This window comes from Pseudomonas sp. LBUM1641 (assembly GCF_059716235.1).
This window is the reverse complement of record NZ_CP166815.1, coordinates 6,899,613-6,924,083: the sequence shown is the minus strand read 5'-3', so window position 1 is coordinate 6,924,083 and position 24,471 is coordinate 6,899,613. Positions and strand designations below refer to the sequence as shown.

The following is a 24,471-nucleotide window of genomic DNA, read 5'->3' as shown; positions in this document are numbered from 1 at the left end:
TTGCTCGCGAAGGTCGTTAACGATGATGCGGGCATCCTGATTCAACGCGGCGCCCTCAGGTTTTTCGCGAGCAAGCTCGCTCCTACGGTGGGCCAGCGTCACACTTGGCCGTATTGCTGCCCATGCCTGAGCCAGCGATCCAGTAACGGGCTGACATGCTCCGGCCAGCGCTCGATCAACGCCTGGGCAGCATCGCGCACGGCGGGCAACAGGTCGGCGTCGCGCATCAGGTCGGCGACCTTGAATTGCAGCAGGCCGGTCTGGCGGGTGCCGAGCATTTCGCCGGGGCCGCGCAGTTCGAGGTCTTTTTCGGCGATCACGAAACCGTCGTTGGTCTCACGCATGATGCCCAGGCGCTGGCGGCCAATCTGCGACAGCGGCGGGTGGTACAGCAGCACACAATGGCTGGCAGCGCTGCCCCGGCCGACACGGCCACGTAATTGGTGCAGTTGGGCCAGACCGAGGCGCTCGGGGTTCTCGATGATCATCAGGCTGGCGTTGGGCACGTCGACGCCGACTTCGATGACGGTGGTCGCCACCAGCAATTGCAAATTGCCGGCCTTGAACTCGGCCATCACCGCGGCCTTTTCCACCGGCTTCATGCGGCCGTGGATCAGCCCGACCTTGAGTTCGCCCAAGGCGCTGGTGAGGTCTTCATAGGTGGTTTCGGCAGCCTGGCAGGTCAGTTCTTCGGACTCTTCGATCAGGGTGCACACCCAATACGCCTGACGGCCTTCGGCACAGGCACCGCGTACCCGTTCGATCACTTCGACCCGGCGAGTGTCGGTGACCAGCACCGTGTTGACCGGCGTTCGGCCCGGCGGCAGTTCGTCGAGGATCGAAGTGTCGAGGTCGGCGTAGGCGCTCATGGCCAGGGTGCGCGGGATCGGTGTGGCGGTCATGATCAACTGGTGCGGGCTCATGCGGCCGCCCACGCCTTTCTGGCGCAGGGCCAGGCGCTGCTGCACGCCGAAGCGGTGCTGTTCGTCGATGATCACCAGCGCGAGGTTCTTGAACTTCACTTCGTCCTGGAACAGCGCGTGGGTGCCCACCACCATCGGAGCGCCGGCGGCGATTTGCTCCAGGGCCGATACGCGGTTCTTGCCCTTGAGCTTACCCGCCAGCCACGCAACTTCCAGGCCCAGTGGTTCGAGCCAGCGCTTGAAGGTGATGAAGTGCTGTTCGGCAAGAATCTCGGTAGGCGCCATCAGTGCAACCTGATAACCAGCTTCGAGGGCCTGCAACGCGGCGAGTGCGGCGACCACGGTTTTACCCGCGCCTACGTCGCCCTGGATCAGCCGCAGCATGGGTTCTTTCTGGCTCAGGTCGTAGGCGATTTCGTTGCCGACCCGTTGCTGGGCGCCCGTCGGTGCAAACCCCAGGTTGGCCAGATATTGAGCCGGAAGACGTGTGGCCTTGGGCATCGCCGGCGCGCGCAGGGAACGCATGCTCTCGCGCAGGCGTTGCTGGGACAGTTGGTGGGTCAGCAGCTCTTCGAACGCCAGGCGATGCTGGGCCCAGTGATGACCGAGGGCCAGCTCGTCGACATCGGCGTCGGCAGGTGGGTGATGCAGGTAGCGAATCGCATCATCCAGCGGTGCGAGTTGATAGTCGCGCGCCAGTTCCTGAGGCAGCCAGTCGGGCAGGCTTTTTGGCCCGAGCATCGTCAGGGTTTGCATGCACAGCTGGCGCAGGCGCTGTTGGGTCAGGCCTTCGGTGAGCGGGTAGATCGGTGTGAGGGTGGTGTCCACTGGCGGCGGTTCGTCGCCGGTAATGGCGCGGTATTCCGGGTGGTAGATTTCCAGTCCCGAAGCGCCGGGCCGGGCTTCGCCGTAGCAACGCACGCGGGTGCCACGCTTGAGGCCTTCCTTCTGGGCGTTGCTGAAATGGTAGAAGCGCAGGCTCAGGCCGCCGGTGCCGTCTTGCAGGCGCACGACCAAGCTGCGGCGCTTGCCCATCACCACATCGGCGCCGCTGACGGTGCCTTCAACCACGGCATCTTGCCCCGGGCGCAGTTGGCCGATGGGCACCACGCGGGTGCGGTCCTGGTAACGCAGGGGCAGGTGGAACAACACGTCCTGGAGATTTTCCAGGCCGACCTTGGCCAATTTCTCGGCCATGGCTTCCCCGACACCCTTGAGTGCCGTCACCGACACCTGCGACAGCTCAGTCATACCGTTACTTAGCTCGCAGCAGGCGGCTTGGCCACCGAACACAGGCGGATCGAGTCGGCGAGGATTTCAATCGCTTTCGGTCGCGGAAAGCTGGCGCGCCAGGCGATCGCCACGGTTCGGAACGGCACCGGCGGCGTCAGTGGGCGCACGGCGATCACGCCGGGGGCGTAGTGATGGCTGTCCACCGCCGACAGCGGCAGGATCGAAATACCCAGGCCGGAAGCAACCATATGGCGAATGGTTTCCAGGGAGCTGGATTCCACGGTGGTGTGCTTGGCGCCGTCATTGCCCTTGGTCAGGGTCGGGCAGGCTTCCAGCACCTGGTCGCGGAAGCAGTGGCCTTCGCCCAGCAACAGCAGGCTCTTGTCGTTGAGCAGGCCCGCGTCGATGGTGTCCTTCTGTGTCCATGGGTGGGACGCCGGCATCAGCACGTAGAACGGCTCATCGTAGAGCGGCAGGGTCAGCACGTCTGCCTCGTTGAACGGCAGGGCGATGATGATCGCGTCCAGCTCGCCGTTGCGCAGTTTGTCGCGCAGCACGTGGGTGAAGTTTTCTTCGATATACAGCGGCATCTGCGGCGCGACGCGGTGCAGTTGCGGAATCAAGTGCGGAAACAGGTACGGGCCGACGGTGTAGATGGCGCCGACTTTCAGCGGGGCGGTCAGCTGGTTTTTACCGGCCTGGGCCAACTCGCGAATGCTTTGGGCCTGTTCCAGAACCTTCTGGGCCTGGGCGACGATGCCTTCGCCGACGGGCGTGAGGCGCACGGCGCTTTTGCTGCGCTCGAAAATCAGCACACCGAGTTCGTCTTCAAGCTTCTTCACACCCACCGACAGCGTCGGCTGGCTGACGTGGCAACGCTCGGCCGCGTGGCCGAAGTGCTGCTCTTGGGCGAGGGTAACGATGTAGCGTAATTCTGTAAGAGTCATAGCGGGCGTCCATGAGGTTGCGGGCCAAGCATACCGGCTGCAATCGATAGACGCACGTTATCAGACAGCGTAGGGGCCACGACACTGGTTAATCGAGTATCACGGCCCGGTATTTCACTTTTGCGGGTACTTGAAGGTGAAGGTTTCGGTGAAGGGAGCCCACCAGTCAGGCACGCCCGTTTCCTTGTCCACATGGTGGAAGAAACCTTTGATTTGCGGGCTTTCATAGCGCAATACCACGGTGTAGGTGCCGGGGCCGTCCATCTTCACGTTGTTGGCGTAGTGGGCGCCGTCTTTGGCCACCATCGGCAGCAACGTACCGATTTCCTTGTAGTCGGGCGAACCTTGCTTGACCAGCGAGTAGCTGATGGTCAGGTAGGGCACCCACTCACCGTTGGACAGGCCGTACTTGTTGTCGGCGGTGGCGTGCACGTCCGTTTCAAGGTGCACCGAGTCCTTGCTCATCACCATGCCCGGCGGCATCGGCGCCATTTCGATGCCCACCAGATAGGAAGAGGCGATTTCCATATCGTTGATCTGGACTGGCCCACCGATCGGGTATTCGCGGGCATGGGCCAGGGAGGAAACGGCCACGGCGCTGACAAGTAGCAGTGCGGCGGCCAAGGGATTGCGCAGAGGTTTCATGGTGGGGCTCCTGGGGCGGTTAAGGTGATTGTGTCGGGCGTGAATGCAGTAGGCGGTTACCCAGCACCAGGAGCGCGAGGGTGACGGACCAGGCAACCAACTGGACGCCCAGTGGCCGGTCGGTGTAGCCCACCAGCGCGGTCAGTGCCCGGCCGGTGAGGCTGCCATCGGAGACCAGCCAGGAGGTGTCCCAGAGCTGGTAGCCCCAGGCGGGAATCAGGTCGATACCGGCAAGGATCGCGGCGGCCCGGCCGGCCATGCCGGCGGCGAGCAAGGCGATCATCCAGCCGGTAATCGAGAACAGACGCTTGAGGCTGATGGCGACCAGGCCGCGGTACATCAGCCAGGACAACGCGGCCCCGGCAGCGATGCCGAGCACGCCGCCGGTCAGCATCGAGAGCGGGTCTGCCTGGCTCGACGCGGCGATGCCGTAGAGGAACAGCACGATTTCCGAACCTTCGCGCAGCACGGCCACGGTAATCACTACGGCCAGGGCCCAGAGTGATTTTTCGCCGTTGAGTACGGCATTGCCGGCGCTGCGCAGTTGGGTCGCCAGCTCGCGACCGTGGCTGGCCATCCACAGGTTGTGCCAGCCCAGCATCACCACGGCGACCACCAGAATCGCCGCGTTGAAAATTTCCTGGCCGAAGCCTTGCAGCGCCTGGGTGATTGCGCCGGTAAAGAGCGCGAGGACGCCGGCACCGAGTACGCCGGCCGCGATTCCACCACCAATGAACAGCCCGCGTCTGGCCAGGCCTTGGGTGGCGGCCATCACAATCCCCACCACGATCCCGGCTTCCAGTACTTCTCGAAACACGATCAACAGACAGGCCAGCATGGCTTACTCCTTGGCCGCGACAGCAGTGACCGTGCCTTTGGCCTGGTCCGGGTGGTAGTCATCGAAGAAGGTGTAGGTGCCGGGATGCAGCGGGCCGGCAAACACCGTAACGGTGTTGCCGGGGACGATGATTTTTTCGAATTTCATGTCATAGCTTTCGAACTCATCGACGCTTTCGTCATGGCTGGTGAGTTGAATACGAAAGCGTTCCCCAGCCGGCACCTCGAACGTCGAGGGGCTGAAGGTGTGGTTTTGAATGACCAGGGTGACCAACTGATCCGCCTGCGCTGCGACGGGAAAAGCCAGTAGGAGGAGAGCCAGCCGGGCAAGGTTGGGCATGCCGAATGTACGCTAATGAGAACTATTCTCGGATGATTAGCTTTGTCTTTAAATGTTACAAGTGAAGATAAAGTTAGGTTGAGGCCTGTTCAACTCTGGTTCAGCTTGCGGCGATAGGCAGGGGAGAAGCAGCAGCCGTGGGCACCCGAGAGTGCCCACTGTGAGGATTACCGGCGACGTTTTTCGATGTTGTAAACGAACGGCGCAACGATCTCGATGCTGCCGCCTTTCAACATGTCGGCCGGCGGCTTGGGCAGCGGCTGGGCACGACGGATCATGTCGAGAGTGGCGCGGTCCAGGTCGGCGTTGCCAGAGCGGCCCACCAGTTCATAGGACAGCACGTTACCGTCGGCATCCACCACGAAACGCAAGCGGTTCAGGCCTTCCTTGCCACGCGCCTGGGCGCCCGGCGGGTACTTCTTGTACTTCTGCAGGTGGCCCAGCAGGGTACTTTCCCAGGTGGCCTTGGCCGCGATCTGCTGCGGTGAAGGGCCCGGTTGTGGCTGGGCGGACTTCTCCGTAGGCGCGTTGTTCTGCGGAGTTTCGCTCGGTGGCTCCTCGGAAGGTTTCTCCTTGGGCGGATCGGGCTTCTTCTCCACAGGTTTTGGCGGCTGTGGTTTCGGCTTGGGTTTGACCGGCTTTGGCACCTGGATCGTCGGCTTCGGTGCCTCGGCCAGTTTCGGCAATGGCAGCTCTTCCACCGGCGCGGGTGGTTGCGGCGGCGTTACCACCTTCGGCGGGGCCGGAGGTGGAGGCGCCGGCATCGGTGCCAGGTCGATAACCATGGCCGCCGGAGGCAGCTGGACCATATGTGGCGCCGACCACTGGAGCGCGATGATGATCGCGACGGCGTGGACGCCCAGCACGACGGCGAGGCTGGTGCCATAACGCGTCAGTTTGTGGCGCGTCGTGATCATTTCTTGGCTGCCGTCTCAAGTCCGACCAGGCCTACCTTGAGGTAGCCGGCTGCCCGCAGGGCATCCATCACGCTCATCAGGTCGCCGTAGTCCACGCCCTTGTCGGCCTGGAAGAAGATCGTCGTGTCTTTCTTTCCCTGGGTCTTGGCGTCGAGCACCGCGCCCAGGGTTTCGGATTTGACTTCTTCTTCGCCCAGGAACAGACGTTGGTCCGCCTTGACGCTGAGGAATATCGGTTTCTCCGGCCGCGGCGCAGGTTTCGCGCTGGAGGCGGGCAGGTCGACCTTGATGTCCACAGTGGCCAGTGGTGCGGCCACCATGAAGATGATCAGCAGCACCAGCATCACGTCTATAAACGGCGTGACGTTGATTTCGTGGTTCTCGACGAGCTCGTCGTCGCCTTGATTCAAATGCAGGCCCATGGCCGATTACCCCACTTTCACCATATGCGGTTGCGAGCTGCGCTCGGTAGGCAGGTGATCGAGGTCACGGCTGACCAGCAACAGGACTTCTGCCGAAGCGTCTGATACCTGGGCCTTGTAGCCGGCGATCGAACGGGCGAAGACGTTGTAGATGACTACCGCAGGAATCGCGGCAACCAGGCCCAGCGCCGTTGCCAGCAGGGCTTCGGCGATGCCGGGAGCCACGACGGCGAGGTTGGTGGTCTGGGTTTTGGCGATGCCGATGAAGCTGTTCATGATGCCCCACACGGTACCGAACAGGCCGACGAAGGGCGCGGTGGAACCGATGGTGGCCAGCACGCCGGTGCCGTTGCTCATGTTGCGACCGCAGGCAGCAACCAGGCGCTCAAGACGGAAGCTGACGCGTTCCTTGATGCCTTCTTTTTCACGGGTGTTGGCGGACAGGCGCATCTCTTCGAGTGCGTCGTGAACCAGCAGGTGTGCCAGGGTGCCCTTCTTCGCCGCGCTTTCGCTGGCTTCTTTAAGGGTGGTGGCTTTTTTCAGGTGGACGATTTCAGTGCGCAGGCGACGCTTGGCGCCCAGCAACTCGAAGCCTTTGGCGATCCAGATGGTCCAAGTGATGATCGAGGCGATGGCCAGGCCGATCATCACGATCTTCACGATGATGTCAGCGTTCTGGTACATGCCCCAGGGCGACAGGTCGTGGGCCATGCCCAGGCTGTTGTCTTCTTCCAGCACGACGCCGGAATCGTCAGCCGGTGCGCCTTCGGCGGCCAGGGCTGGGTCGGTGGCAGCGGGTGCGGCGGCTGGCGCAGGAGCATTTTGCTCGGGGGCTGGCGCAGTGGCAGCAGGCGGGGTGGCTGGTGCGGTGTTATCGGCGAACGCGGCGGTCGGTGCCAGCAGAACGCTGAACAGCACTGCAGCTATCGCACGCCAGGCGCGGGATGGGCTGTGAGGCTTGGTTGGCGAAGCGGGGAATTTATTGCGTGTCATGCTGGCCGGACCTGAGAGAAAGAATGAGTGGGTGTCCTTCCAGACCGTATCGGGTCGAGGACAAAAGGGCGGTTATTATTGCAAGTAATTCTTGTTAACAGAAGCAATACGGATACTTTATTTGTCGTTTTGCTGGCCGCTGGTCATCTGTGGGGGCTAATCTTGACCTTTAAGAATGGAGTTTTGTGATGTCTGCGCCTTCTGTGGTGATTGCCGGTTGCGGCGATGTCGGTAGCCGTCTGGCCACCCAATTGCTGGCCAAGGGCTGGGAGGTTCATGGCCTGCGGCGGGATGTCTCGCGCCTTCCCGAGGGTGTGATCGGGATTGCCGGCGACCTGTTCAAAGAAGATTGCCCCGATACCTGGCCGGTGGGCGGGGTGGATTACCTGGTGTATTGCGCGGCGGCCACCGATCACGACGAAGCAGGCTATCGCGCCGCGTACGTGCAAGGGTTGCAGCATGTGCTGGAATGGTTGAACGACTACGGCCAAGAACCTAAGCACTTGCTGTTTGTGTCCAGTAGCAGTGTGTATGGGCAGCAGAACGGTGAGTGGGTCGACGAAAGCTCCGCGACCCAGGCGGGCGGTTATTCCGGACAAGTGATGCTGGAAGCCGAGCAAGTGGCGTTGGATAGCGGCATTCCCTCGAGCGTCGTGCGCCTCACCGGTATCTATGGCCCGGGCCGGGAATGGCTGCTGAGCCAAGTGCGCCAGGGTTATCGCGTGGCGATTGATCCGCCTTTATATGGCAACCGGATTCACGCCGATGACGCGGCGGGTTTGCTCGCGTTTTTGCTGCAGCACGTGGAGCAGGGCGGTGTGCTGGATAAGTGCTACATCGGCGTCGACGATGCTCCGGCCCCGCTGGCCGAGGTGGTTGCCTGGTTGCGTGAGTACCTTGGCGTGACCGAATGGGCCGAGAACGCCAGCGTCCGACGCGCTGGCAGCAAGCAGTGCAGCAATGCCCGGGCCAAGGCGCTGGGCTGGGTGCCGCGATACCCAAGTTATCGCGAAGGGTACGCAGCGATTCTTGAAGGTTGATCACGACCTAAAGAAAAAGGAGCCCAAGGGCTCCTTTTTTGTGTCACTGTTTTTCCAGCAGCCATTGGCGTGGGCCTGGAGTGAGCTGTGGGATTTCATCCGGTTGGGACTGGTTGATCGCCTGGAGTATCTCCAGCTGTTTGCCGTAGCGGACAAAAATCCAGCTGTCTCCCGCATCGCCCTTGCCTAGATAAAGGGTGTCATTGCCGGCGCCTTGAGTGGCGCAATCGCCTCCCAGGCATAACTCGTACCGGTTGTTTTGCGCCAGGCCGGATACGCTGCCGTCAGCGTTGAACACTACGATGTTGCCGGTGCCCTGGCCTTCAATGATTTTCCACTGGCCGCCCATATAGGCCGAGTTCAACGCACGTCTGAACGTCGTACCCCACTGGGCGTGTGCTGCGGCGGGTTGGACGGGGCGGGTGAAGCGTTGGGCCGGGTAATTTTTTGTGGTCTGCTGAATCAGTTGGTTGCCATCCAATTGCAGTTCATCGGTGCCATGACCGTTGTAGTCGACGGTCCATGCAGCCGGCGCCTTCGGCTGTAATTGGCCTTCGCCCAGCTCAAACGCATTGCTGAATTGCGCCTTTTTGCTGCGGGTGTCGATGTTCCATTCCAGATTTAAGCCATGCGCATCAATGGCTCGCAGCAAGGGCCTGCCTTGGGCAGCCGAATCGATGGCTGCCTGGTTGATCCATAGCCCGCTGATGTCGGTTGGCTGCGGCGCATGGGTGCAGCCGCCCAGCAGGATCAGGCTAAGGACAAGTAATGTGCGCATGGGGCAATCCCTGGACGGTAAAAACCATGAGGCCCAATGTAGGAGCGAGCTTGCTCGCGAAAAACGCCAAGACACCTCGGTAATTCAGGATGCCAGCGTTACCGTCGACGTCCTTCGCGAGCAAGCTAGCTCCTACAGAAAGCAGGAGCCTGTGGGCTCGTTGGTTCTGTATCACTGTTTTTCGAGCAACCACTGCCGCGGCCCGGGGGTAAACGAGGGTACCTCGTCGGCCTGGGCGGTGTTGATCGCCTGGAAGATCTCCAGTTGCTTGCCCTTGCGCGCAAAGATCCACGGGTTGCCCTGGCCGTTCAGTTGCAGCCAGATGCTGTCGTAGCCGCCACTCATGGAGGCGCAATCGCCCGCCAGGCACAGCGAGTACTGATCAGCGCCGGGCAAGCCGGTTACTTGGCCATTGGCCTGGAATTGTACGGTTGCGCCTTCGCCAGTGCCGCTGCTGATTTTCCAGGTGCCGCCCATATAGGCTGCGTACAGGGTGCGTTCGAAGTTGGCACCCAGTGGTGCGCCTTCGGGCGCAGGGTCCTTGGCACGGGCGAACAGTTGCTCGGGCTCGTTATCATTGGCCCCTTGCAGCAGTTGTTTGCCTTTACGCTTGAGTTCAGTGGCGGAGCCGCCGTAGAAATCGACGCTCCAGGCGCCGGATTTTTCACCCAGCAACTTGCCTTCCGCTACTTCAAAACCGTTGTAGTAGCGGGCCTGAGACGCTTTGGTGTTCACCTCCCATTCGAGGTTCGGACCATAGCTCTGCAGGGCTTCACGCAAAGGGCCGCCCTTGGCTGCCGCGTCGATGGCGGCCTGGTTGATCCAGGTGCCGCTCACATCCAGGTCGGCGGGATTGCTGGCGCAGCCGCCGAGCAACAGGGCGAGCAACGAAGAGGCAACGAGCGCTTTGCGCATTACGAAATCCTTCCAAAAACCAATTCGGCGCAGCCTTCCCTTGGAAGCGCTGCGCCGGATGTTTTACTCGATGACCAGAATGGCGTCCATCTCAACCTGTGCGCCCTTTGGCAGGGCGGCAACGCCGATGGCGGCGCGGGCTGGGTACGGCTGTTCGAAGTACTTGCCCATGATCTCGTTGACCTTGGCGAAGTGGCTCAGGTCGGTGAGGAAGATGTTCAGTTTGACGATGTCCTTGAACGAACCGCCTGCAGCTTCGGCAACCGACTTCAGGTTTTCGAAGACCTGGATGGTTTGGGCTTCAAAGCCTTCAACCAGCTCCATGGTTTTTGGGTCCAGTGGAATCTGGCCGGACATGTAGACGGTATTGCCCGCCTTGATCGCCTGGGAGTAAGTACCGATTGCTGCTGGTGCCTTGTCGCTGGTGATAACAGTCTTGGTCATGAATGACTCCTTGTAATGGATGGGCTAGGCGCGCATGCGGGTGATGCGGATGACCCCGGTCAGGGCGCGCAGTTTCTTGATCACGCGGGCCAGGTGCACGCGGTCGTGCACGCTGACCACCAGTTGGACCACGCTGATGCGACCATCGCGTTCGTCCATGCTGATTTTCTCGATATTGCCGTCGGCCGCATTGACGCTGCTGGCCAGCAGGGCGATCAGGCCGCGCTGGTGTTCCAGCTCGACCCGCAGCTCGACGTTGAATTCGCCGGTGACATCCTTGGCCCACGAAAGCTGGATGCATTTCTCGGGGTTGTGGCGGATTTCACTGATATTGCGGCAGTTGTCCAGGTGCACCACCATGCCTTTGCCGGCGGACAAATGGCCGACAATCGGGTCGCCCGGGATCGGCGTGCAGCACTTGGCGTAGCTGAGCACCAAGCCTTCGGTGCCGCGAATCGCCAGCGGGCCTTCGGGGCTTGGCAACTGTTCGCCTTCGCCCAGCAGGCGGCGGGCGACCACATAGGCCATGCGGTTGCCCAGGCCGATGTCTTCCAGCAAGTCTTCGATCAGTTCCTGGCGGTACTCGTGGAGCATCGCCTGCACGCGCTCGGTCGGGATCTTGTCCAGGGAGCTGTCGAAGCCGTTGAGCACCTTGTTCAGCAGGCGTTCGCCCAGGCTGATGGACTCTGAGCGGCGCTGCAGTTTCAGGGCGTGACGGATGTGAGTGCGGGCCTTGCCGGTGACCACAAAGTTCAGCCAGGCCGGGTTCGGGCGTGCGCCCGGTGCGCTGACGATCTCCACCGTGGAGCCGCTTTGCAGCGGTTCCGACAGCGGGGCCAGTCGACGATTGATCCGACAGGCTATGCAGCTGTTACCCACGTCGGTGTGCACCGCGTAAGCAAAGTCGACCGCGGTGGAGCCTTTGGGCAGCTCCATGATCCGGCCTTTGGGCGTGAACACGTAGACCTCGTCCGGGAACAGGTCGATCTTCACGCTTTCGATAAATTCCAGGGAGTTGCCGGCACGTTGCTGCATTTCCAGCACGCCCTTGACCCACTGGCGGGCGCGGGCATGCGTACCTTTCGGCTGCTCGTCGCCGCTGGATTTGTACAGCCAATGGGCGGCGATGCCGTTGTTGGCCATCTCTTCCATTTCGCGGGTGCGAATCTGGATCTCGATTGGCACCCCGTGCATGCCAAACAGCGTGGTGTGCAGCGACTGATAGCCGTTGGCCTTGGGAATTGCGATGTAGTCCTTGAAGCGCCCCGGCAGGGGTTTGTACAAATTATGCACAGCGCCCAGCACGCGGTAGCAGGTATCGACCTTGTCGACGATGATCCGGAACGCGTACACGTCCATGATCTCGTTGAAGGCCCGACGCTTGCCGCGCATCTTCTTGTAGATGCCGTAGATGTGTTTCTGCCGGCCGCTGACCTCGCCCTCGATCTCATCGATCGCCAGGCAATGGCTCAGGGACTCTTCGATCTTGTTGACGATTTCCTTGCGGTTGCCCCGGGCGCGTTTCACCGCCTGATAAATGCGCGCGGAACGCATCGGGTGCATGGCTTTGAAGCCGAGGTCTTCGAATTCGATACGAATGGCGTGCATGCCCAGCCGGTTGGCGATGGGCGCGTAGATTTCCAGGGTTTCCTTGGCGATGCGCCGGCGTTTTTCGCCGGAGAGCACTTCCAGCGTGCGCATGTTGTGCAGCCGGTCGGCCAGCTTTACCAGGATCACGCGGATGTCCCGGGCCATGGCCATGGCCATCTTCTGGAAGTTTTCCGCCTGGGCTTCGGCCTTGGTCTCGAAGTTCATCTGGGTCAGTTTGCTGACCCCGTCGACCAGTTCGGCCACGGTTTCGCCAAATTGCGCGCTGAGCGCTTCCTTGGCAATGCCGGTGTCTTCGATCACGTCATGCAGCATCGCGGCCATCAAGCTCTGATGGTCCATGTGCATGTCGGCAAGAATGTTTGCCACGGCAAGAGGATGCGTGACATACGCCTCGCCACTGCGGCGGCGTTGGCCGTCGTGGGCTTGTTCGGCGTAGAAATACGCTCGGCGGACCAGGTTGACCTGGTCTGGGCCGAGGTAGGTCGATAAGCGATCGGCGAGGGCGTCTATGCTCGGCAAAGTATTAACTCCTGCCGTTGGCTGTGACCCCGCGCCGTGCTACGTCGACCAGGCATAGGCTTAGACGGCCTCGTTGGACTCGTCCTCGAACGCTGCAAACAGCGGTTCGTCTTCAACGATTTCGGCGTTGGCGATGAACTCGTAGCTCATCAGGCCTTCAGCGATTTCACGCAGGGCTACAACGGTAGGCTTGTCGTTTTCCCACTGGACCAGAGGCTCTTTGCCGCCAGTAGCCAGTTGACGGGCACGCTTGGTAGAGAGCATGACCAGCTCAAAGCGGTTATCCACGTGTTCTAGGCAGTCTTCAACGGTTACGCGGGCCATGGTATTCCTCGGAGCGAATGCAATATGCGCGCTGCCCGGTTGGGCGAGCGGACTGAACAGTTTAAAAAATCACCAGCGTTTAGGGAAGCGCTGATTTTTCGCAGGCCATCGCAAACGCGCTACAAGTGCCAATGTAAAGCCCTTGCAGCGGTTTTGGGAAGAGCCAATCAGCCGAGCAGTTCGGCCAATAATTTGCCGAAACGCTGCTGCTGACGCTTTTGCTGGAGCTGATTGGTGCGGAAAATCGCCTTCAAGTCGTCCAGTGCGTGGGCGAAATCGTCGTTGATGATCAGGTAGTCGTAGTCGACGTAGTGGCTCATTTCACTGACGGCTTCGCGCATGCGGCCTTCGATGATCTCGTCGCTGTCCTGGCCGCGATTGGTCAGGCGCTGGTGCAACGCTTCCAAAGACGGCGGCAGGATGAAGATCGAGCGGGCTTTGGGCATCAGTTGACGCACTTGCTCGGCGCCCTGCCAGTCGATTTCCAGGATCAGGTCGTGGCCTTCGTCCAGGGTCTGCTGCAGGTGGCTTTGGGAGGTGCCGTAGAGGTTGCCGAAGACTTCGGCGCGCTCGAGGAAATCACCGTGCTCGATCATCTTGACGAACTCGGTGCGCTCGACGAAGTGGTAGTGCACGCCGTTCACTTCACCCGGGCGCATGGCGCGGGTGGTGTGGGACACCGAGATGCGGATCTGCTCGTCAGCGTCGGTCAGGGCTTTGACCAGGCTGCTTTTGCCCGCGCCCGATGGGGCAGAAATGATGTAAAGGGTGCCGGTGCTGTGGGTCATGTCAGGGTGCCTTACTCGATATTCTGTACTTGTTCGCGCATTTGCTCGATCAACACTTTGAGGTTGACCGCAGCCTGGGTGCTGCGCGGATCAAAGGCTTTGGAGCCCAGTGTATTGGCTTCGCGGTTGAGTTCCTGCATCAGGAAGTCCAGGCGCCGACCGGCGGCACCGGCAGACTTGAGCACGCGGCGCACTTCCAGGATGTGGGTGCTCAGGCGGTCGAGCTCTTCGGCGACGTCGCTCTTTTGTGCCAGCAGGACCATTTCCTGCTCCAGGCGCACCGGGTCCAGCTCGGCCTGCATGTCGGCGAAGCGATCCAGGACCTTCTGGCGCTGGGTGGCAAGCATCTGCGGCACCAGTTCGCGCAGGGTGACCACGTCTTCTTCGATGGAGGTCAGGCGGTCGCTGATCAGGCGGGCCAGTTCGGCGCCTTCGCGCTCGCGGCCGGCCTTGAGTTCTTTCAAGCCTTGATTGAACAGGGCCAGGGCCTCGGCGTTCAGCGCCTGCGGGTCAGTGGCATCGGCCACCAGCACGCCGGGCCAGGCCAGGACTTCCAGCGGATTGATGGCGGCAGGCTGCTTGATCAGGCTGGCGATGGTTTCGGCGGCGGCGACCAATTGGGCGGCGCGCTCGCGATCCACCTGCAACGGCTTGCCGGTGGTTTCCTCGGTGAAGCGCAGGGTGCATTCCAGCTTGCCGCGGGAGATGCCCTGGCGCAGTGCTTCTCGGACCGCGCCTTCGAGGTCGCGAAACGATTCCGGCAGGCGCAGGTGCGGCTCCAGGTAGCGGCTGTTGACCGAGCGCAATTCCCAGCTCAGGGTGCCTTGGACGCCGGCTTTTTCGACGCGGGCGAAGGCGGTCATGCTGTGCACCATGGAGGTACCTCGCGATGCAGTCCCGCAAACAGGCGGGCTGATGGGTAGATTGCAGCCGACAGGCTGCGAAGGCGCAGGATTGTAGCTCAACGGGACGGGCGGCCCCAAACTGTGGCTTCAGGCCCCGGGTTTGTAACAGGATTTTTTAGAAGTGCCGATCAGGGCTGGCGGCTCTATAATGCTCGGCAGTTTTTCGTCCTCCGTACAGGTATCCCCTATGAAACGTCCAAGTGGTCGCGCTGCCGATCAGCTCCGCTCGATCCGCATCACCCGCAACTACACCAAACACGCCGAGGGATCTGTACTGGTCGAGTTTGGCGATACCAAGGTTATCTGCACCGTCAGCGTCGAAAACGGCGTGCCGCGTTTCCTCAAGGGCCAGGGCCAGGGTTGGTTGACCGCCGAATACGGCATGCTGCCCCGCGCCACCGGCGAGCGTAACCAGCGTGAAGCCAGCCGTGGCAAGCAAGGCGGCCGCACCCTGGAAATCCAGCGCCTGATCGGTCGTTCCCTGCGCGCCGCGCTGGACATGTCCAAGCTGGGCGACGTGACCCTGTACGTCGACTGCGACGTGATCCAGGCCGACGGTGGCACCCGCACTGCATCCATCACCGGCGCCATGGTTGCCCTGGTCGATGCGCTCAAAGTCATCAAGAAGCGTGGCGGCCTGAAAGGCGGCGATCCGCTCAAGCAGATGATCGCGGCTGTATCGGTAGGCATGTATCAAGGTGAGCCAGTGCTGGATCTGGACTATCTTGAAGACTCGGCTGCCGAGACCGACCTGAACGTAGTGATGACCAGCACCGGTGGTTTCATCGAAGTGCAGGGCACCGCCGAAGGCGCGCCATTCCAGCCGGCGGACCTGAATGCCATGCTGGCATTGGCCCAGAAAGGCATGACCGAGATCTTCGAACTGCAGAACGCCGCACTGGCCGACTGATCCAACCCCAAGGAGCTACGCCATGAGTGACAGTCAACTTCCGCTGCCGACACCGTCCAAGGAAGTTCGCCAGTGGGCGATGCTCTGTCACTTCGCGGCGTTTTTCGGCTTGATGTTCCCGTTCGGCAGCCTGCTGGGGCCTTTGATTCTCTGGCAGGTGAAGAAGGACACGGACCCGTTCATTGATGATCAGGGCAAGGAGGCGCTGAGTTTCCAGATCACCGTGGGCATCGCCTGGGCGGTCTGCTTCCTGCTGGGCTTTATCGTGATCGGCTTCGTGTTGATGACCGTCCTGGTGATCGGCGCGGTGGTGATGACGATCATTGCGGGCATCAAGGCCAACAAGGGTGTGGCTTATCGTTATCCGTGGACGTTGCGGTTGATCAAATAACCACCGCCCACAAAAAAACCGACAGCGATGTCGGTTTTTTTGTGCCTGGAAAGAGACCTTAGATGGTCAAGGTCCAGTCGTAGTCCACGATCAGCGGCGCGTGTTGCGAGAAGCGCGGCTGGCGTGGCAGGCGTGCGCTGCGCACGAAGCGGCGCAGGCCTGGCGTCAGCAGCTGGTAGTCAAAACGCCAGCCGAGGTTGAGCATCTCGGCCTGTTCGTTATCCGGCCACCAGCTGTACTGGTCGCCTTCGCGGCTGACTTCACGCAGGGCATCGACATAGCCCATGTTGCCGACAATCTCGTCCATCCAGGCCCGTTCCGGCGCCAGGAAGCCCGGTGATTGCTGACTGTCGCGCCAGTTCTTGATATCCAGCTTCTGTTGCGCCACGTACAGCGAGCCACAGTAAATGTACTCGCGACGTTTGCGCCGCTGTTTATCCAGATAACGGGCGAAGTCGTCCATTAGCTTGAACTTCTGGTTCAAGTCTTCATCGCCATTCTGCCCTGATGGAAGCAGCAAGGTCGCGATGCTGACCTTATCGAAATCGGCTTGCAGGTAGCGCCCGTAGCGGTCGGCTGTCTCGAAGCCGAGGCCGCTGATGACCGCCTTGGGTTGCAACCGCGAATACAAAGCCACGCCGCCTTGGGCGGGAACTTCGGCATCACAGGCATAAAGGAAGTAGCCATCCAGTTGGAAGGCTGGGTCGTCCAGTTCAAAGGCGGAGGCGCGGGTGTCCTGCAGGCAGATGACGTCGGCATTCTGGGCTTGCAGCCAACTGAGCAAACCACGCTCGACTGCAGCCTGAATACCATTGACGTTCACACTGATGATCCGCATAAATGGCCCCAAAAATCGCGTGCGTGTATGATACACGCCGTCTACCTAATTAGCTAAATCCGTGGTATCTGAGGCTTTTTTCATGCAGGCGTATCAACGCGATTTCATTCGTTTTGCCATCGATCGCGGCGTATTGCGCTTCGGTGAGTTCACCCTGAAGTCCGGGCGCATCAGTCCTTACTTCTTCAATGCCGGCCTTTTCAACTCGGGTTCTGCCCTGGCGCAGTTGGGTCGTTTCTATGCGGCCGCCATCGTTGAAAGCGGTATTTCCTTCGACGTGCTGTTCGGTCCGGCCTACAAGGGCATTCCCCTGGCCGCCGCGACCGCCGTGGCGTTGGCTGAACATCACGGGCTGGATTTGCCTTGGTGCTTCAACCGCAAGGAAGCCAAGGCCCATGGCGAAGGCGGTAGCCTGGTGGGCGCGCCGCTCAAGGGCGACGTGCTGATCATCGACGACGTGATCACTGCCGGTACGGCAATTCGCGAAGTGATGCAGATCATCGCTTCCCAGGACGGCGCCAAGGCAGCCGGCGTGCTGATCGCGCTGAACCGCCAGGAGCGCGGCAACGGTGAATTGTCGGCGATCCAGGAAGTGGAACGTGATTTCGCGATTCCGGTGGTGAGCATCGTGTCGCTGAACCAAGTGTTGCAGTTCCTGGAAGATGACCCGCAGCTCAAGCAGCACTTGCCGGCGGTGAAGGCTTATCGCGAGCAGTTTGGCGTTCAATAAGCGCCGTCCAATAAAAAGGCCCCGTTCAATCGAATTGAACAGGGCCTTTTTGTTTACCAGCGCTTAGGGGCGCTTGCGATTGCTGATCAGCGTACCCACACCGGTGTCGGTGAAGATTTCCAGCAGGATCGCATTCGGAACCCGGCCATCCAGGATCAACGAGCTGCCGACACCACCTTGCACCGCTTCCAGTGCGCAGCGGATCTTCGGCAGCATGCCGCCGTAGATGGTGCCGTCGGCGATCAGGTCGTCCACTTGCTGGGTCGTCAGGCCGGTCAATACCTTGCCTTCCTTGTCCATCAAGCCGGCGATGTTGGTGAGCAGCATCAGCTTCTCGGCCTTCAGCGCCTCGGCCACCTTGCCGGCCACCAGGTCGGCGTTGATGTTGTAGGACTCACCGTTGGCGCCAACGCCGATAGGCGCGATCACCGGGATGAAATCGCCTTTCACCAGCAGGTTCAGCAGATCGGTGTTGATGCCGATCACTTCGCCCACCTGGCCGATGTCGATGATTTCCGGCTGGGTCATCTCCGGGGTCTTGCGGGTCACGGTGAGCTTCTTCGCCCGGATCAGCTCGGCGTCCTTGCCGGTCAGGCCGATGGCGCTGCCGCCATGGCGGTTGATCAGGTTGACGATGTCTTTGTTCACCTGGCCACCCAGGACCATCTCCACCACGTCCATGGTCTGGGCGTCGGTCACACGCATGCCGTCGATGAAGTGACTCTCGATAGACAGGCGTTTGAGCAAGTCACCGATTTGCGGGCCGCCACCGTGTACCACCACCGGGTTGATCCCGACGGCTTTCATCAACACGATGTCGCGGGCAAAGCCGGTTTTCAGCTCGTCGCTTTCCATGGCATTGCCGCCGTACTTGATCACCAGCGTCTTGCCGACGTAGCGTCGAATGTAAGGCAACGCTTCGGAAAGGACCTTGGCGGTATTGGCGGCGGCTTCGCGTTCGAGGGTCATTCAGGGCTCCGGTACAAAAAATCAGAACGGTAATTGGAGATCAGGGGCAACACGTTTCAACTGGACGTGAAACACGTCCTTGATGCGTTGCAACTCAGCCTCGGAATCCGCCTCGAAACGCAGCACCAGCACCGGTGTGGTGTTGGATGCGCGAACCAGGCCCCAGCCTTTGGCGTAATCGACCCGCACGCCGTCAATGGTGGTCAGGTTGGCGCCTTCGCCCCATTGCGCATCGTGCAGTGCGTCAATGATGCTGAATTTGCTCTCTTCGGTCACATGGATATTGATCTCTGGCGTAGAAATATCATTCGGGAAGGTCTCAAACAGGTCTTCCGCAGTGGATTTTTCCTTGCTGAGGATCTCCAGCAGACGGGCGGCGCTGTAAATGCCGTCGTCAAAACCGAACCAGCGCTCCTTGAAGAACACGTGGCCGCTCATTTCACCGGCCAACAGCGCACCGGTTTCCTTCATTTTCTTTTTGATCAACGAGTGACCGGTCTTCCACATTAGCGGACGACCACCGTATTCCTTGATCAGCGGCGTCAGGCGGCGGGTGCATTTGACGTCGAAGATGATCTCGGCGCCCGGGTTGCGCGCCACGACGTCGCGGGCAAACAGCATCAGCAGGCGGTCCGGGAACACGATATTGCCGGTGTTGGTCACTACGCCGACGCGGTCGCCGTCGCCGTCGAAAGCCAGGCCGAGGTCGGCGCCGGTTTCCTTGACCTTGGCGATCAGGTCCACCAGGTTCTCAGGCTTGCCCGGGTCCGGGTGGTGGTTAGGGAAGTTGCCGTCGACCTCGCAGAACAGCGGGATCACTTCGCAATTCAGGGCTTCGATCAGTTGCGGGGCGATCACGCCAGCCGCGCCGTTGCCGCAGTCCACCACCACTTTCAGGCGGCGGGCGAGTTTGACGTCGCGGGTGATTTCGTCCGAGTAGCGATCGAGAATCTCAACCTTGGTAATGCTACCGGTGCCGCTGGTCAGGTCGTTGGTCTTCAGGCGGGTGTGCAGGGCCTGGATCTGTTCGTTGGCCAGGGTATCGCCGGCGATGACGATTTTGAAGCCGTTGTAGTCCGACGGGTTGTGGCTGCCGGTGAGCATCACGCCCGACTTGCCGGCCAGTACGTTGGCCGCGTAGTACAGCGCAGGCGTTGGCACCAGGCCGACGTCGCTGACATGGCAGCCGCTGTCCGCCAGCCCCTGGATCAGTTGCTCCACCAGCTCGGGGCCGGAGAGGCGGCCATCACGGCCAACGGAAACATTGGGCTCGCCCTGGGCCAGGCTCTGGGAGCCAATGGCACGGCCAATCCAGTAGGCGGTCTCGGCGGTCAGGGTCTTGGGGACCACGCCACGGATGTCATAGGCGCGGAAAATGCTATCGGGAAACGTCGGGGCGACTCGGGCTGCGTTGCTCATTGCGGGGGGGAACTCCATCTGAAAGGGGCGGGGCTGGCCTCAGGGGTGCTGACCGGCAGGCTCAAACTGAAGGGTAAGACGGCGTTTTTGGCATAGAGTTCGTGGTGCAAAAGTGCCATCGGCGCCCAAGCATCACTCTTTCGCCCGCCTAATGCCTTGATTTCACTGGGGAAATCTTGCTGATAAGTTCCGCGCATTCTTCATCCTGAAAGGCCATGCGTTGGCGTCAGGCCGGGTGAGGCACCCGGCTTGTCCGGCTAAGTCAGTTCAGCTTAGTCAGTGGCTGCCGGAATGTCCGAAGCCGCCTGCACCACGCTGGGATTCGTCGAACTCTTCGACTAGCTCGAAGTGCGCCTGCACCACTGGCACAAGCACGAGTTGGGCAATGCGCTCGCCGACGGCGATGTTGAACGCGGTCTGGCCACGGTTCCAGCACGACACCATCAACTCGCCCTGGTAGTCCGAATCGATCAGGCCCACCAGGTTGCCGAGGACGATCCCGTGTTTGTGGCCCAGGCCGGAGCGCGGCAGGATCAGCGCTGCCAGGCCAGGGTCGCCCACGTAGATCGACAGGCCGGTCGGAATCAGAATGGTCTGGCCCGGCTCAAGCACGGTGTCCTGCTTGAGCATGGCGCGCAGGTCGAGGCCGGCGGAGCCTGGAGTGGCGTAGGCCGGCAGCGGGAATTCGTTGCCGATGCGTGGGTCGAGGATCTTGGCTTGCAAAGCGTGCATGGAAATTAAACCTGGTTCAGCCGTAGGGCGATAAAGGAGATCAGTTGGCGGGCAATCTTGCCCTTGCTGGTCTGGGCGAAAACGGTAGCGTGCAACTCGCGGTCGATCACGCTGATGGCATTTTCCTCGCTGTTGAAGCCGATGCTCGGGTTGGCGACATCGTTGGCGACAATCAGGTCGAGGTTCTTGTCTTTCAATTTGCGTGCGGCGTAGTCCAGTAAATGCTCGGTTTCGGCAGCGAAGCCGACGCTGAACGGGCGGTCCTCGCGGGTGGCGATGGTCGCCAGAATGTCCGGGTTGCGGACCATTTGCAGGAGCAGGCCGTCGCCGCTTGTAGGGTCTTTCTTGAGTTTCTGCGGCGCAACCACTTCAGGGCGGTAGTCCGCTACCGCAGCCGAAGCGATAAACAGGTCGCAGGGAATCGCCGCTTCACAGGCCGCCAGCATGTCGCGGGCGCTGACTACGTCGATTCGGGTGACACGATCCGGGGTCGGCAAATGCACCGGGCCGGTGATCAACGTCACGCGGGCGCCTGCCTCGACCGCCGCTTCAGCCAGGGCAAAGCCCATTTTTCCTGAGCTATGGTTGGTGATGTAGCGCACCGGGTCGATGTTTTCCTGGGTCGGGCCGGCGGTAATCAGCACGTGCTTGCCGGTCAGGGCCAGGTGCTGGAAGCAGTCGGCGGCGCATTGGGCGAGGTCGGTGGCTTCGAGCATGCGGCCCATGCCCACGTCGCCGCAGGCCTGGCTGCCGGAGGCCGGCCCGAAGACCTTGAGGCCGCGGCTTTGCAAGAGTTGGGTGTTGGCCTGGGTGGCGGGGTCGCGCCACATGGCCTGGTTCATGGCCGGGGCGATCGCGACGGTGGCGTCGGTGGCCAGCACCAGGGTGGTCAGCAGGTCGTCGGCGATGCCTTGGGCGAGGCGGGCGATCAGGTCGGCGGTGGCCGGGGCGATCAGCACCAGGTCGGCCCACTTGGCCAGCTCGATGTGGCCCATGGCGGCTTCGGCCGCGGGGTCCAGCAGGTCGAGGTGAACCGGGTGGCCGGACAGGGCCTGCATGGTCAGTGGGGTAATGAATTCACTGCCGCCACGGGTCATCACCACGCGCACTTCGGCGCCTTGGTCGAGGAGCCTGCGAACCAGCTCTGCGCTCTTGTAGGCGGCAATGCCGCCGCCGACGCCGAGAACGATGCGTTTCCGATACAGACGCTGCATTGGCTTGCCTTTCCAGTTCAGTGATGGCGTTGCGATGCCCCCTCCCCAGGTGAAATCGCACGCAAAAAGATGGCCTAAGATACCACAGCGTCCGCCATGCAACAGCGGCGCACATGCACACGGAGGTGCCATGAGTATTCGCGATTGGCCTGCGGCAGAGCGTCCGCGGGAGAAGCTGCTGGAACTGGGAGCGGAGAACCTTTCCGACGCTGAATTGCTGGCGATTTTCCTGCGTACCGGGGTGTCCGGTAAAAGTGCCGTGGACCTGGCGCGGCATCTGCTGGCGCAATTTGGCAGCCTGCGCGCGCTGATGGAGGCCCGGCAGACGGTGTTCAGCCAGCACCTGGGCCTGGGGCCAGCGAAGTTCGCCCAGCTTCAAGCCGTACTGGAAATGGCCCGCCGTCATTTGGCCGAGCGCCTACGCAGCAACTCTGTGCTGGAAAGTCCGGAGGCCGTGCGCGACTACCTCAAGGCGCTGCTGCGCCATGAGCCTCACGAGATTTTCGGCTGCCTGTTTCTCGACTCCAAACATCGGGTGCTGGGCTTCGAGAAGCTGTTTCAAGGCACCATCGACAACGCCACGGTCTATCCCCGGCAAGTGGTCAAGCGCGCCCTGGACTACAACGCCGCAGCGTTGATCCTGTGTCACAACCATCCTTCCGGCAGCGCCGAGCCCAGCATCGCTGATCGAAAACTGACCAGAGTGCTGCAAAAGGCATTGGAGATGGTGGACGTGCGTGTGCTGGACCACATCATTGTGGGGGAGGGCGATCCGCTGTCGATGGCGGAATATGGGTGGATGTAGGGGCCGGCATGCCAGCCCCGAGCAGGTTCAGGGTTTGACGCTGACCTTCGAATAGTCCTGGCGACCGAACGGGCTCACCTGGTATCCCTCGACATTCTTGCGCGTCAGCGCAAACGCCGTCGGGTGCGCCAGTGGCAGCCACAACGCCTGTTGCTGGATCTGCGCCTGGGCCTGCTGGTACAGCTTGCTGCGCACGCCTTGTTCGCTGGTGGTCTTGCCAGCGCTGATCAGCTTGTCCAGCGCAGGGTCGCAATAGCGGGCGAAGTTGGTCCCGGACTTTACGGCCGCGCAGGAGAACTGCGGCGTCAGGAAGTTATCCGGGTCACCGTTATCGCCGGCCCAGCCCATGAACAGCAGGTCGTGCTCGCCGGCCTTGGCGCGACGGATCAGTTCACCCCATTCGATCACGCGGATTTCAGCCTGGATGCCGACCTTGGCCAGGTCCGCTTGCAGCAGTTGTGCGCCGAGGCTTGGGTTGGGGTTCAGCAGGCTGCCCGAAGGTCGGGTCCAGATGGTGGTCTTGAAGCCATCCTTGAGCCCTGCACGATCCAGTAGCTGCTTGGCCTTGGCAATGTCCTGCGGGTAGCCCGGCAAGTCCTTGGCGTAGCTCCAGGTATTGGGCGGGTAGGGGCCATTGGCGGCTTCGGCGGTGCCTTCGAATACCGCCTTGAGGTAGCTGGCCTTGTCGAAGGCCAGGTTGATTGCCTGGCGAACTTCCGGCTTGTCCAGCGGCGGATGCTGGCTGTTGATGGCGACAAACGCGGTCATGAAGGCCGCTGTTTTCTCGATCTTCAGGTCGGCGTCTTTCTGTGCAGCATCGATATCCAGGGGCTTGGGAGACAGGGCGATCTGGCACTCATCGCGACGCAACCTTTGCAGGCGCACGTTGGCGTCCGGGGTGATCGCAAAGATCAGGTTATCCACCGCAGGCTTGCCGGCGAAGTAGTCCGGGTTGGCCTTGTAGCGAATCGTTGCATCCTTCTGGAAGCGCCCGAAAATGAACGGCCCGGTCCCGATAGGCTGGCTGTTGAGTTTTTCGGGTGTGCCGGCCTTGAGCAGTTTGTCGGCGTATTCCGCCGGGTAGATCGAGGCGAAGCCCATGCTCAATGCGGCGAGGAAGGTCGAATCGGCGTGGTCCAGGGTAAAGCGCACGGTCAGCGGATCGAGGGCGTCGATCTTCTTGATCAGCGTTGGCAGTTGCAGCGACTGGGCGTGGGGGAAGCCGCTCTGGGCAATCTTGTGCCACGGGTTGGCCGGGTCGAGCATGCGCTCGAAGCTGAAGCGTACGTCTTCGGCGGTCAGGGTGCGGCTTGGAGTGAAGTATTCGGTGCGATGGAATTTAACATCCGGGTGCAGCTTGAAGGTGTAGGTCAGGCCGTCCGGCGATACGTCCCAGCTGTCCGCCAGGCTCCGGACCAGCTTGCCGCTGGTGGCGTCAAAGTCCACCAGGCGGTTCATCAATACGTCTGCCGAGGCATTGGTGGTGGTCAGCGAGTTGTATTGGACCACGTCGAAGCCTTCGGGGCTGGCTTCGGTGCAGACGCTCAAGGTGGTGGCCGCCTGGGCGTGTGCAGCAATAAAAAGAGGGGCTAGCAATAGCGGTAGGGCAGCGAGGCGCATATTCAGTTTCCTTTGCAGATCGAAGGCCCATCTGCGAGTGCAGTCTGGAAAAGTCCTACCGTAGTGGGCTGATTGACAAATGACTAGCCCATTTTTGCCTGTGCTTTTGCCTCAAATACTGTTTTGATGGCGCCTCAGGTCGTTTTGCCGAGCACTTTGCAGTGCGCGCGGGCGCTGTAAATCATTCTGTGCGACGAGCGGTTAGCATCTATAGCGGCCCACCCTGGCAACGGTTCAGGCGTCCATAGCCTGGATTTACGCG

At 61.3% G+C, this 24,471-nt stretch carries 25 protein-coding genes and 1 pseudogene; 5 read left to right on the top strand and 21 right to left on the bottom strand.

Going from position 1 to position 24,471, the window contains the following annotated elements:
* Nucleotides 1-98: 98 nt before the first annotated feature.
* From recG to exbB, 8 genes are all read right to left on the bottom strand, one after another.
* Nucleotides 99-2,174: an ATP-dependent DNA helicase RecG gene (gene recG / locus ACA046_RS32045; RefSeq protein ID WP_088422055.1), complete on the bottom strand. Its 2,076-nt coding sequence runs from the start codon at nucleotides 2,172-2,174 to the stop codon at nucleotides 99-101.
* 8 nt (nucleotides 2,175-2,182) lie between these two features.
* Nucleotides 2,183-3,103 carry a hydrogen peroxide-inducible genes activator gene (locus tag ACA046_RS32040; RefSeq protein WP_003213305.1) on the bottom strand — a complete coding sequence of 307 codons (921 nt, stop codon included), beginning with the start codon at nucleotides 3,101-3,103 and terminating at the stop codon, nucleotides 2,183-2,185.
* Between the two features lie 114 nt (nucleotides 3,104-3,217).
* Nucleotides 3,218-3,748, bottom strand: coding sequence for an iron transporter (locus tag ACA046_RS32035; RefSeq protein WP_459024753.1), 531 nt, complete (start codon nucleotides 3,746-3,748; stop codon nucleotides 3,218-3,220).
* 19 nt (nucleotides 3,749-3,767) lie between these two features.
* Nucleotides 3,768-4,586, bottom strand: coding sequence for an FTR1 family iron permease (locus tag ACA046_RS32030; protein ID WP_459024751.1), 819 nt, complete (start codon nucleotides 4,584-4,586; stop codon nucleotides 3,768-3,770).
* A gap of 3 nt (nucleotides 4,587-4,589) precedes the next feature.
* Nucleotides 4,590-4,925, bottom strand: coding sequence for a cupredoxin domain-containing protein (locus ACA046_RS32025; RefSeq protein ID WP_076013159.1), 336 nt, complete (start codon nucleotides 4,923-4,925; stop codon nucleotides 4,590-4,592).
* Nucleotides 4,926-5,092: 167 nt separating this feature from the next.
* Nucleotides 5,093-5,842 carry an energy transducer TonB family protein gene (locus tag ACA046_RS32020; RefSeq protein WP_076013158.1) on the bottom strand — a complete coding sequence of 250 codons (750 nt, stop codon included), beginning with the start codon at nucleotides 5,840-5,842 and terminating at the stop codon, nucleotides 5,093-5,095.
* Complete coding sequence (gene exbD / locus ACA046_RS32015; protein WP_017476711.1) at nucleotides 5,839-6,264, bottom strand: TonB system transport protein ExbD; 426 nt, start codon at nucleotides 6,262-6,264, stop codon at nucleotides 5,839-5,841. The genes ACA046_RS32020 and exbD overlap by 4 nt, the downstream gene beginning before the upstream one ends.
* A 6-nt stretch (nucleotides 6,265-6,270) precedes the next feature.
* Nucleotides 6,271-7,257 carry a tonB-system energizer ExbB gene (exbB, locus tag ACA046_RS32010; RefSeq protein ID WP_076013157.1) on the bottom strand — a complete coding sequence of 329 codons (987 nt, stop codon included), beginning with the start codon at nucleotides 7,255-7,257 and terminating at the stop codon, nucleotides 6,271-6,273.
* Between the two features lie 188 nt (nucleotides 7,258-7,445).
* Between exbB and ACA046_RS32005 the strand changes: the two genes are divergently transcribed.
* A complete protein-coding gene (locus ACA046_RS32005; RefSeq protein WP_497675612.1) occupies nucleotides 7,446-8,297 on the top strand; it encodes an SDR family oxidoreductase in 852 nt (283 codons plus the stop codon).
* Nucleotides 8,298-8,340: 43 nt separating this feature from the next.
* On the opposite strand, the gene ACA046_RS32000 is transcribed toward ACA046_RS32005, so the two are convergent.
* The 7 genes from ACA046_RS32000 to ACA046_RS31970 all read right to left on the bottom strand — a co-directional run bounded on the left by ACA046_RS32000 (nucleotide 8,341) and on the right by ACA046_RS31970 (nucleotide 14,551).
* Nucleotides 8,341-9,075, bottom strand: a complete 735-nt coding sequence (locus tag ACA046_RS32000) for a hypothetical protein (protein WP_497675611.1) — start codon at nucleotides 9,073-9,075, stop codon at nucleotides 8,341-8,343.
* Between the two features lie 171 nt (nucleotides 9,076-9,246).
* Nucleotides 9,247-9,990 (bottom strand): hypothetical protein, encoded by a 744-nt coding sequence (locus tag ACA046_RS31995; RefSeq protein WP_459024744.1) that lies wholly within the window; start codon nucleotides 9,988-9,990, stop codon nucleotides 9,247-9,249.
* A 63-nt stretch (nucleotides 9,991-10,053) separates the two neighbouring features.
* Nucleotides 10,054-10,434 carry a RidA family protein gene (locus ACA046_RS31990; protein ID WP_003213288.1) on the bottom strand — a complete coding sequence of 127 codons (381 nt, stop codon included), beginning with the start codon at nucleotides 10,432-10,434 and terminating at the stop codon, nucleotides 10,054-10,056.
* Between the two features lie 24 nt (nucleotides 10,435-10,458).
* Nucleotides 10,459-12,564 carry a bifunctional GTP diphosphokinase/guanosine-3',5'-bis pyrophosphate 3'-pyrophosphohydrolase gene (gene spoT / locus ACA046_RS31985; protein WP_076013153.1) on the bottom strand — a complete coding sequence of 702 codons (2,106 nt, stop codon included), beginning with the start codon at nucleotides 12,562-12,564 and terminating at the stop codon, nucleotides 10,459-10,461.
* Nucleotides 12,565-12,624: 60 nt separating this feature from the next.
* Nucleotides 12,625-12,888 (bottom strand): DNA-directed RNA polymerase subunit omega, encoded by a 264-nt coding sequence (gene rpoZ, locus ACA046_RS31980; protein ID WP_003176920.1) that lies wholly within the window; start codon nucleotides 12,886-12,888, stop codon nucleotides 12,625-12,627.
* Between the two features lie 167 nt (nucleotides 12,889-13,055).
* Nucleotides 13,056-13,676, bottom strand: coding sequence for a guanylate kinase (gene gmk / locus ACA046_RS31975; protein ID WP_010168203.1), 621 nt, complete (start codon nucleotides 13,674-13,676; stop codon nucleotides 13,056-13,058).
* 11 nt (nucleotides 13,677-13,687) lie between these two features.
* A complete protein-coding gene (locus tag ACA046_RS31970) occupies nucleotides 13,688-14,551 on the bottom strand; it encodes a YicC/YloC family endoribonuclease (RefSeq protein WP_093203689.1) in 864 nt (287 codons plus the stop codon).
* Nucleotides 14,552-14,768: 217 nt separating this feature from the next.
* Here ACA046_RS31970 and rph point away from each other — a divergent pair, with 217 nt between their 5' ends.
* Nucleotides 14,769-15,491, top strand: coding sequence for a ribonuclease PH (rph, locus tag ACA046_RS31965; protein WP_003213280.1), 723 nt, complete (start codon nucleotides 14,769-14,771; stop codon nucleotides 15,489-15,491).
* A gap of 22 nt (nucleotides 15,492-15,513) precedes the next feature.
* Nucleotides 15,514-15,882, top strand: coding sequence for a DUF4870 domain-containing protein (locus ACA046_RS31960; RefSeq protein ID WP_497675610.1), 369 nt, complete (start codon nucleotides 15,514-15,516; stop codon nucleotides 15,880-15,882).
* A gap of 58 nt (nucleotides 15,883-15,940) precedes the next feature.
* Here the strand turns inward: ACA046_RS31960 and crc are convergent, their stop codons facing one another.
* A complete protein-coding gene (gene crc, locus ACA046_RS31955; RefSeq protein WP_003176915.1) occupies nucleotides 15,941-16,720 on the bottom strand; it encodes a catabolite repression control protein Crc in 780 nt (259 codons plus the stop codon).
* Nucleotides 16,721-16,802: 82 nt separating this feature from the next.
* On the opposite strand from crc, the gene pyrE reads away from it, so the two are divergent.
* Nucleotides 16,803-17,450, top strand: a complete 648-nt coding sequence (gene pyrE, locus ACA046_RS31950; protein WP_497675609.1) for an orotate phosphoribosyltransferase — start codon at nucleotides 16,803-16,805, stop codon at nucleotides 17,448-17,450.
* A gap of 63 nt (nucleotides 17,451-17,513) precedes the next feature.
* Here pyrE and argB read toward each other — a convergent pair whose 3' ends face one another.
* The 4 genes and pseudogenes from argB to coaBC form a co-directional block, all read right to left on the bottom strand.
* On the bottom strand, nucleotides 17,514-18,419 hold the full coding sequence (gene argB, locus ACA046_RS31945; RefSeq protein ID WP_003213275.1) for an acetylglutamate kinase: 906 nt from the start codon (nucleotides 18,417-18,419) through the stop codon (nucleotides 17,514-17,516).
* A 21-nt stretch (nucleotides 18,420-18,440) separates the two neighbouring features.
* Nucleotides 18,441-19,856, bottom strand: a pseudogene (locus ACA046_RS31940) (phosphomannomutase/phosphoglucomutase); the annotation flags it as partial.
* A 258-nt stretch (nucleotides 19,857-20,114) separates the two neighbouring features.
* A complete protein-coding gene (dut, locus tag ACA046_RS31935; protein ID WP_459024738.1) occupies nucleotides 20,115-20,570 on the bottom strand; it encodes a dUTP diphosphatase in 456 nt (151 codons plus the stop codon).
* Nucleotides 20,571-20,575: 5 nt separating this feature from the next.
* Nucleotides 20,576-21,784, bottom strand: coding sequence for a bifunctional phosphopantothenoylcysteine decarboxylase/phosphopantothenate--cysteine ligase CoaBC (coaBC, locus tag ACA046_RS31930; protein WP_010168193.1), 1,209 nt, complete (start codon nucleotides 21,782-21,784; stop codon nucleotides 20,576-20,578).
* 130 nt (nucleotides 21,785-21,914) lie between these two features.
* On the opposite strand from coaBC, the gene radC reads away from it, so the two are divergent.
* Entirely contained in the window at nucleotides 21,915-22,589 is a 675-nt protein-coding gene (radC, locus tag ACA046_RS31925; protein WP_459024735.1) for a RadC family protein, read from the top strand.
* Nucleotides 22,590-22,616: 27 nt separating this feature from the next.
* On the opposite strand, the gene ACA046_RS31920 is transcribed toward radC, so the two are convergent.
* Nucleotides 22,617-24,209: an ABC transporter substrate-binding protein gene (locus tag ACA046_RS31920; protein ID WP_459024733.1), complete on the bottom strand. Its 1,593-nt coding sequence runs from the start codon at nucleotides 24,207-24,209 to the stop codon at nucleotides 22,617-22,619.
* Nucleotides 24,210-24,471 lie beyond the last annotated feature (262 nt).

Coding starts and splice junctions, on each gene's coding strand:
- ACA046_RS31960 (WP_497675610.1), top strand. CDS start 15,514: ATGAGTGACAGTCAACTTCCGCTGCCGACACCGTCCAAGGAAGTTCGC.
- rph (WP_003213280.1), top strand. CDS start 14,769: ATGAAACGTCCAAGTGGTCGCGCTGCCGATCAGCTCCGCTCGATCCGC.
- exbD (WP_017476711.1), bottom strand. CDS start 6,264: ATGGGCCTGCATTTGAATCAAGGCGACGACGAGCTCGTCGAGAACCAC.
- ACA046_RS31995 (WP_459024744.1), bottom strand. CDS start 9,990: ATGCGCAAAGCGCTCGTTGCCTCTTCGTTGCTCGCCCTGTTGCTCGGC.
- ACA046_RS32040 (WP_003213305.1), bottom strand. CDS start 3,103: ATGACTCTTACAGAATTACGCTACATCGTTACCCTCGCCCAAGAGCAG.
- ACA046_RS32030 (WP_459024751.1), bottom strand. CDS start 4,586: ATGCTGGCCTGTCTGTTGATCGTGTTTCGAGAAGTACTGGAAGCCGGG.
- crc (WP_003176915.1), bottom strand. CDS start 16,720: ATGCGGATCATCAGTGTGAACGTCAATGGTATTCAGGCTGCAGTCGAG.
- rpoZ (WP_003176920.1), bottom strand. CDS start 12,888: ATGGCCCGCGTAACCGTTGAAGACTGCCTAGAACACGTGGATAACCGC.
- ACA046_RS31970 (WP_093203689.1), bottom strand. CDS start 14,551: ATGGTGCACAGCATGACCGCCTTCGCCCGCGTCGAAAAAGCCGGCGTC.
- ACA046_RS31990 (WP_003213288.1), bottom strand. CDS start 10,434: ATGACCAAGACTGTTATCACCAGCGACAAGGCACCAGCAGCAATCGGT.
- exbB (WP_076013157.1), bottom strand. CDS start 7,257: ATGACACGCAATAAATTCCCCGCTTCGCCAACCAAGCCTCACAGCCCA.
- gmk (WP_010168203.1), bottom strand. CDS start 13,676: ATGACCCACAGCACCGGCACCCTTTACATCATTTCTGCCCCATCGGGC.
- argB (WP_003213275.1), bottom strand. CDS start 18,419: ATGACCCTCGAACGCGAAGCCGCCGCCAATACCGCCAAGGTCCTTTCC.
- coaBC (WP_010168193.1), bottom strand. CDS start 21,784: ATGCAGCGTCTGTATCGGAAACGCATCGTTCTCGGCGTCGGCGGCGGC.
- pyrE (WP_497675609.1), top strand. CDS start 16,803: ATGCAGGCGTATCAACGCGATTTCATTCGTTTTGCCATCGATCGCGGC.
- recG (WP_088422055.1), bottom strand. CDS start 2,174: ATGACTGAGCTGTCGCAGGTGTCGGTGACGGCACTCAAGGGTGTCGGG.
- ACA046_RS32005 (WP_497675612.1), top strand. CDS start 7,446: ATGTCTGCGCCTTCTGTGGTGATTGCCGGTTGCGGCGATGTCGGTAGC.
- ACA046_RS31920 (WP_459024733.1), bottom strand. CDS start 24,209: ATGCGCCTCGCTGCCCTACCGCTATTGCTAGCCCCTCTTTTTATTGCT.
- ACA046_RS32025 (WP_076013159.1), bottom strand. CDS start 4,925: ATGCCCAACCTTGCCCGGCTGGCTCTCCTCCTACTGGCTTTTCCCGTC.
- radC (WP_459024735.1), top strand. CDS start 21,915: ATGAGTATTCGCGATTGGCCTGCGGCAGAGCGTCCGCGGGAGAAGCTG.
- ACA046_RS32000 (WP_497675611.1), bottom strand. CDS start 9,075: ATGCGCACATTACTTGTCCTTAGCCTGATCCTGCTGGGCGGCTGCACC.
- dut (WP_459024738.1), bottom strand. CDS start 20,570: ATGCACGCTTTGCAAGCCAAGATCCTCGACCCACGCATCGGCAACGAA.
- ACA046_RS32020 (WP_076013158.1), bottom strand. CDS start 5,842: ATGATCACGACGCGCCACAAACTGACGCGTTATGGCACCAGCCTCGCC.
- ACA046_RS32035 (WP_459024753.1), bottom strand. CDS start 3,748: ATGAAACCTCTGCGCAATCCCTTGGCCGCCGCACTGCTACTTGTCAGC.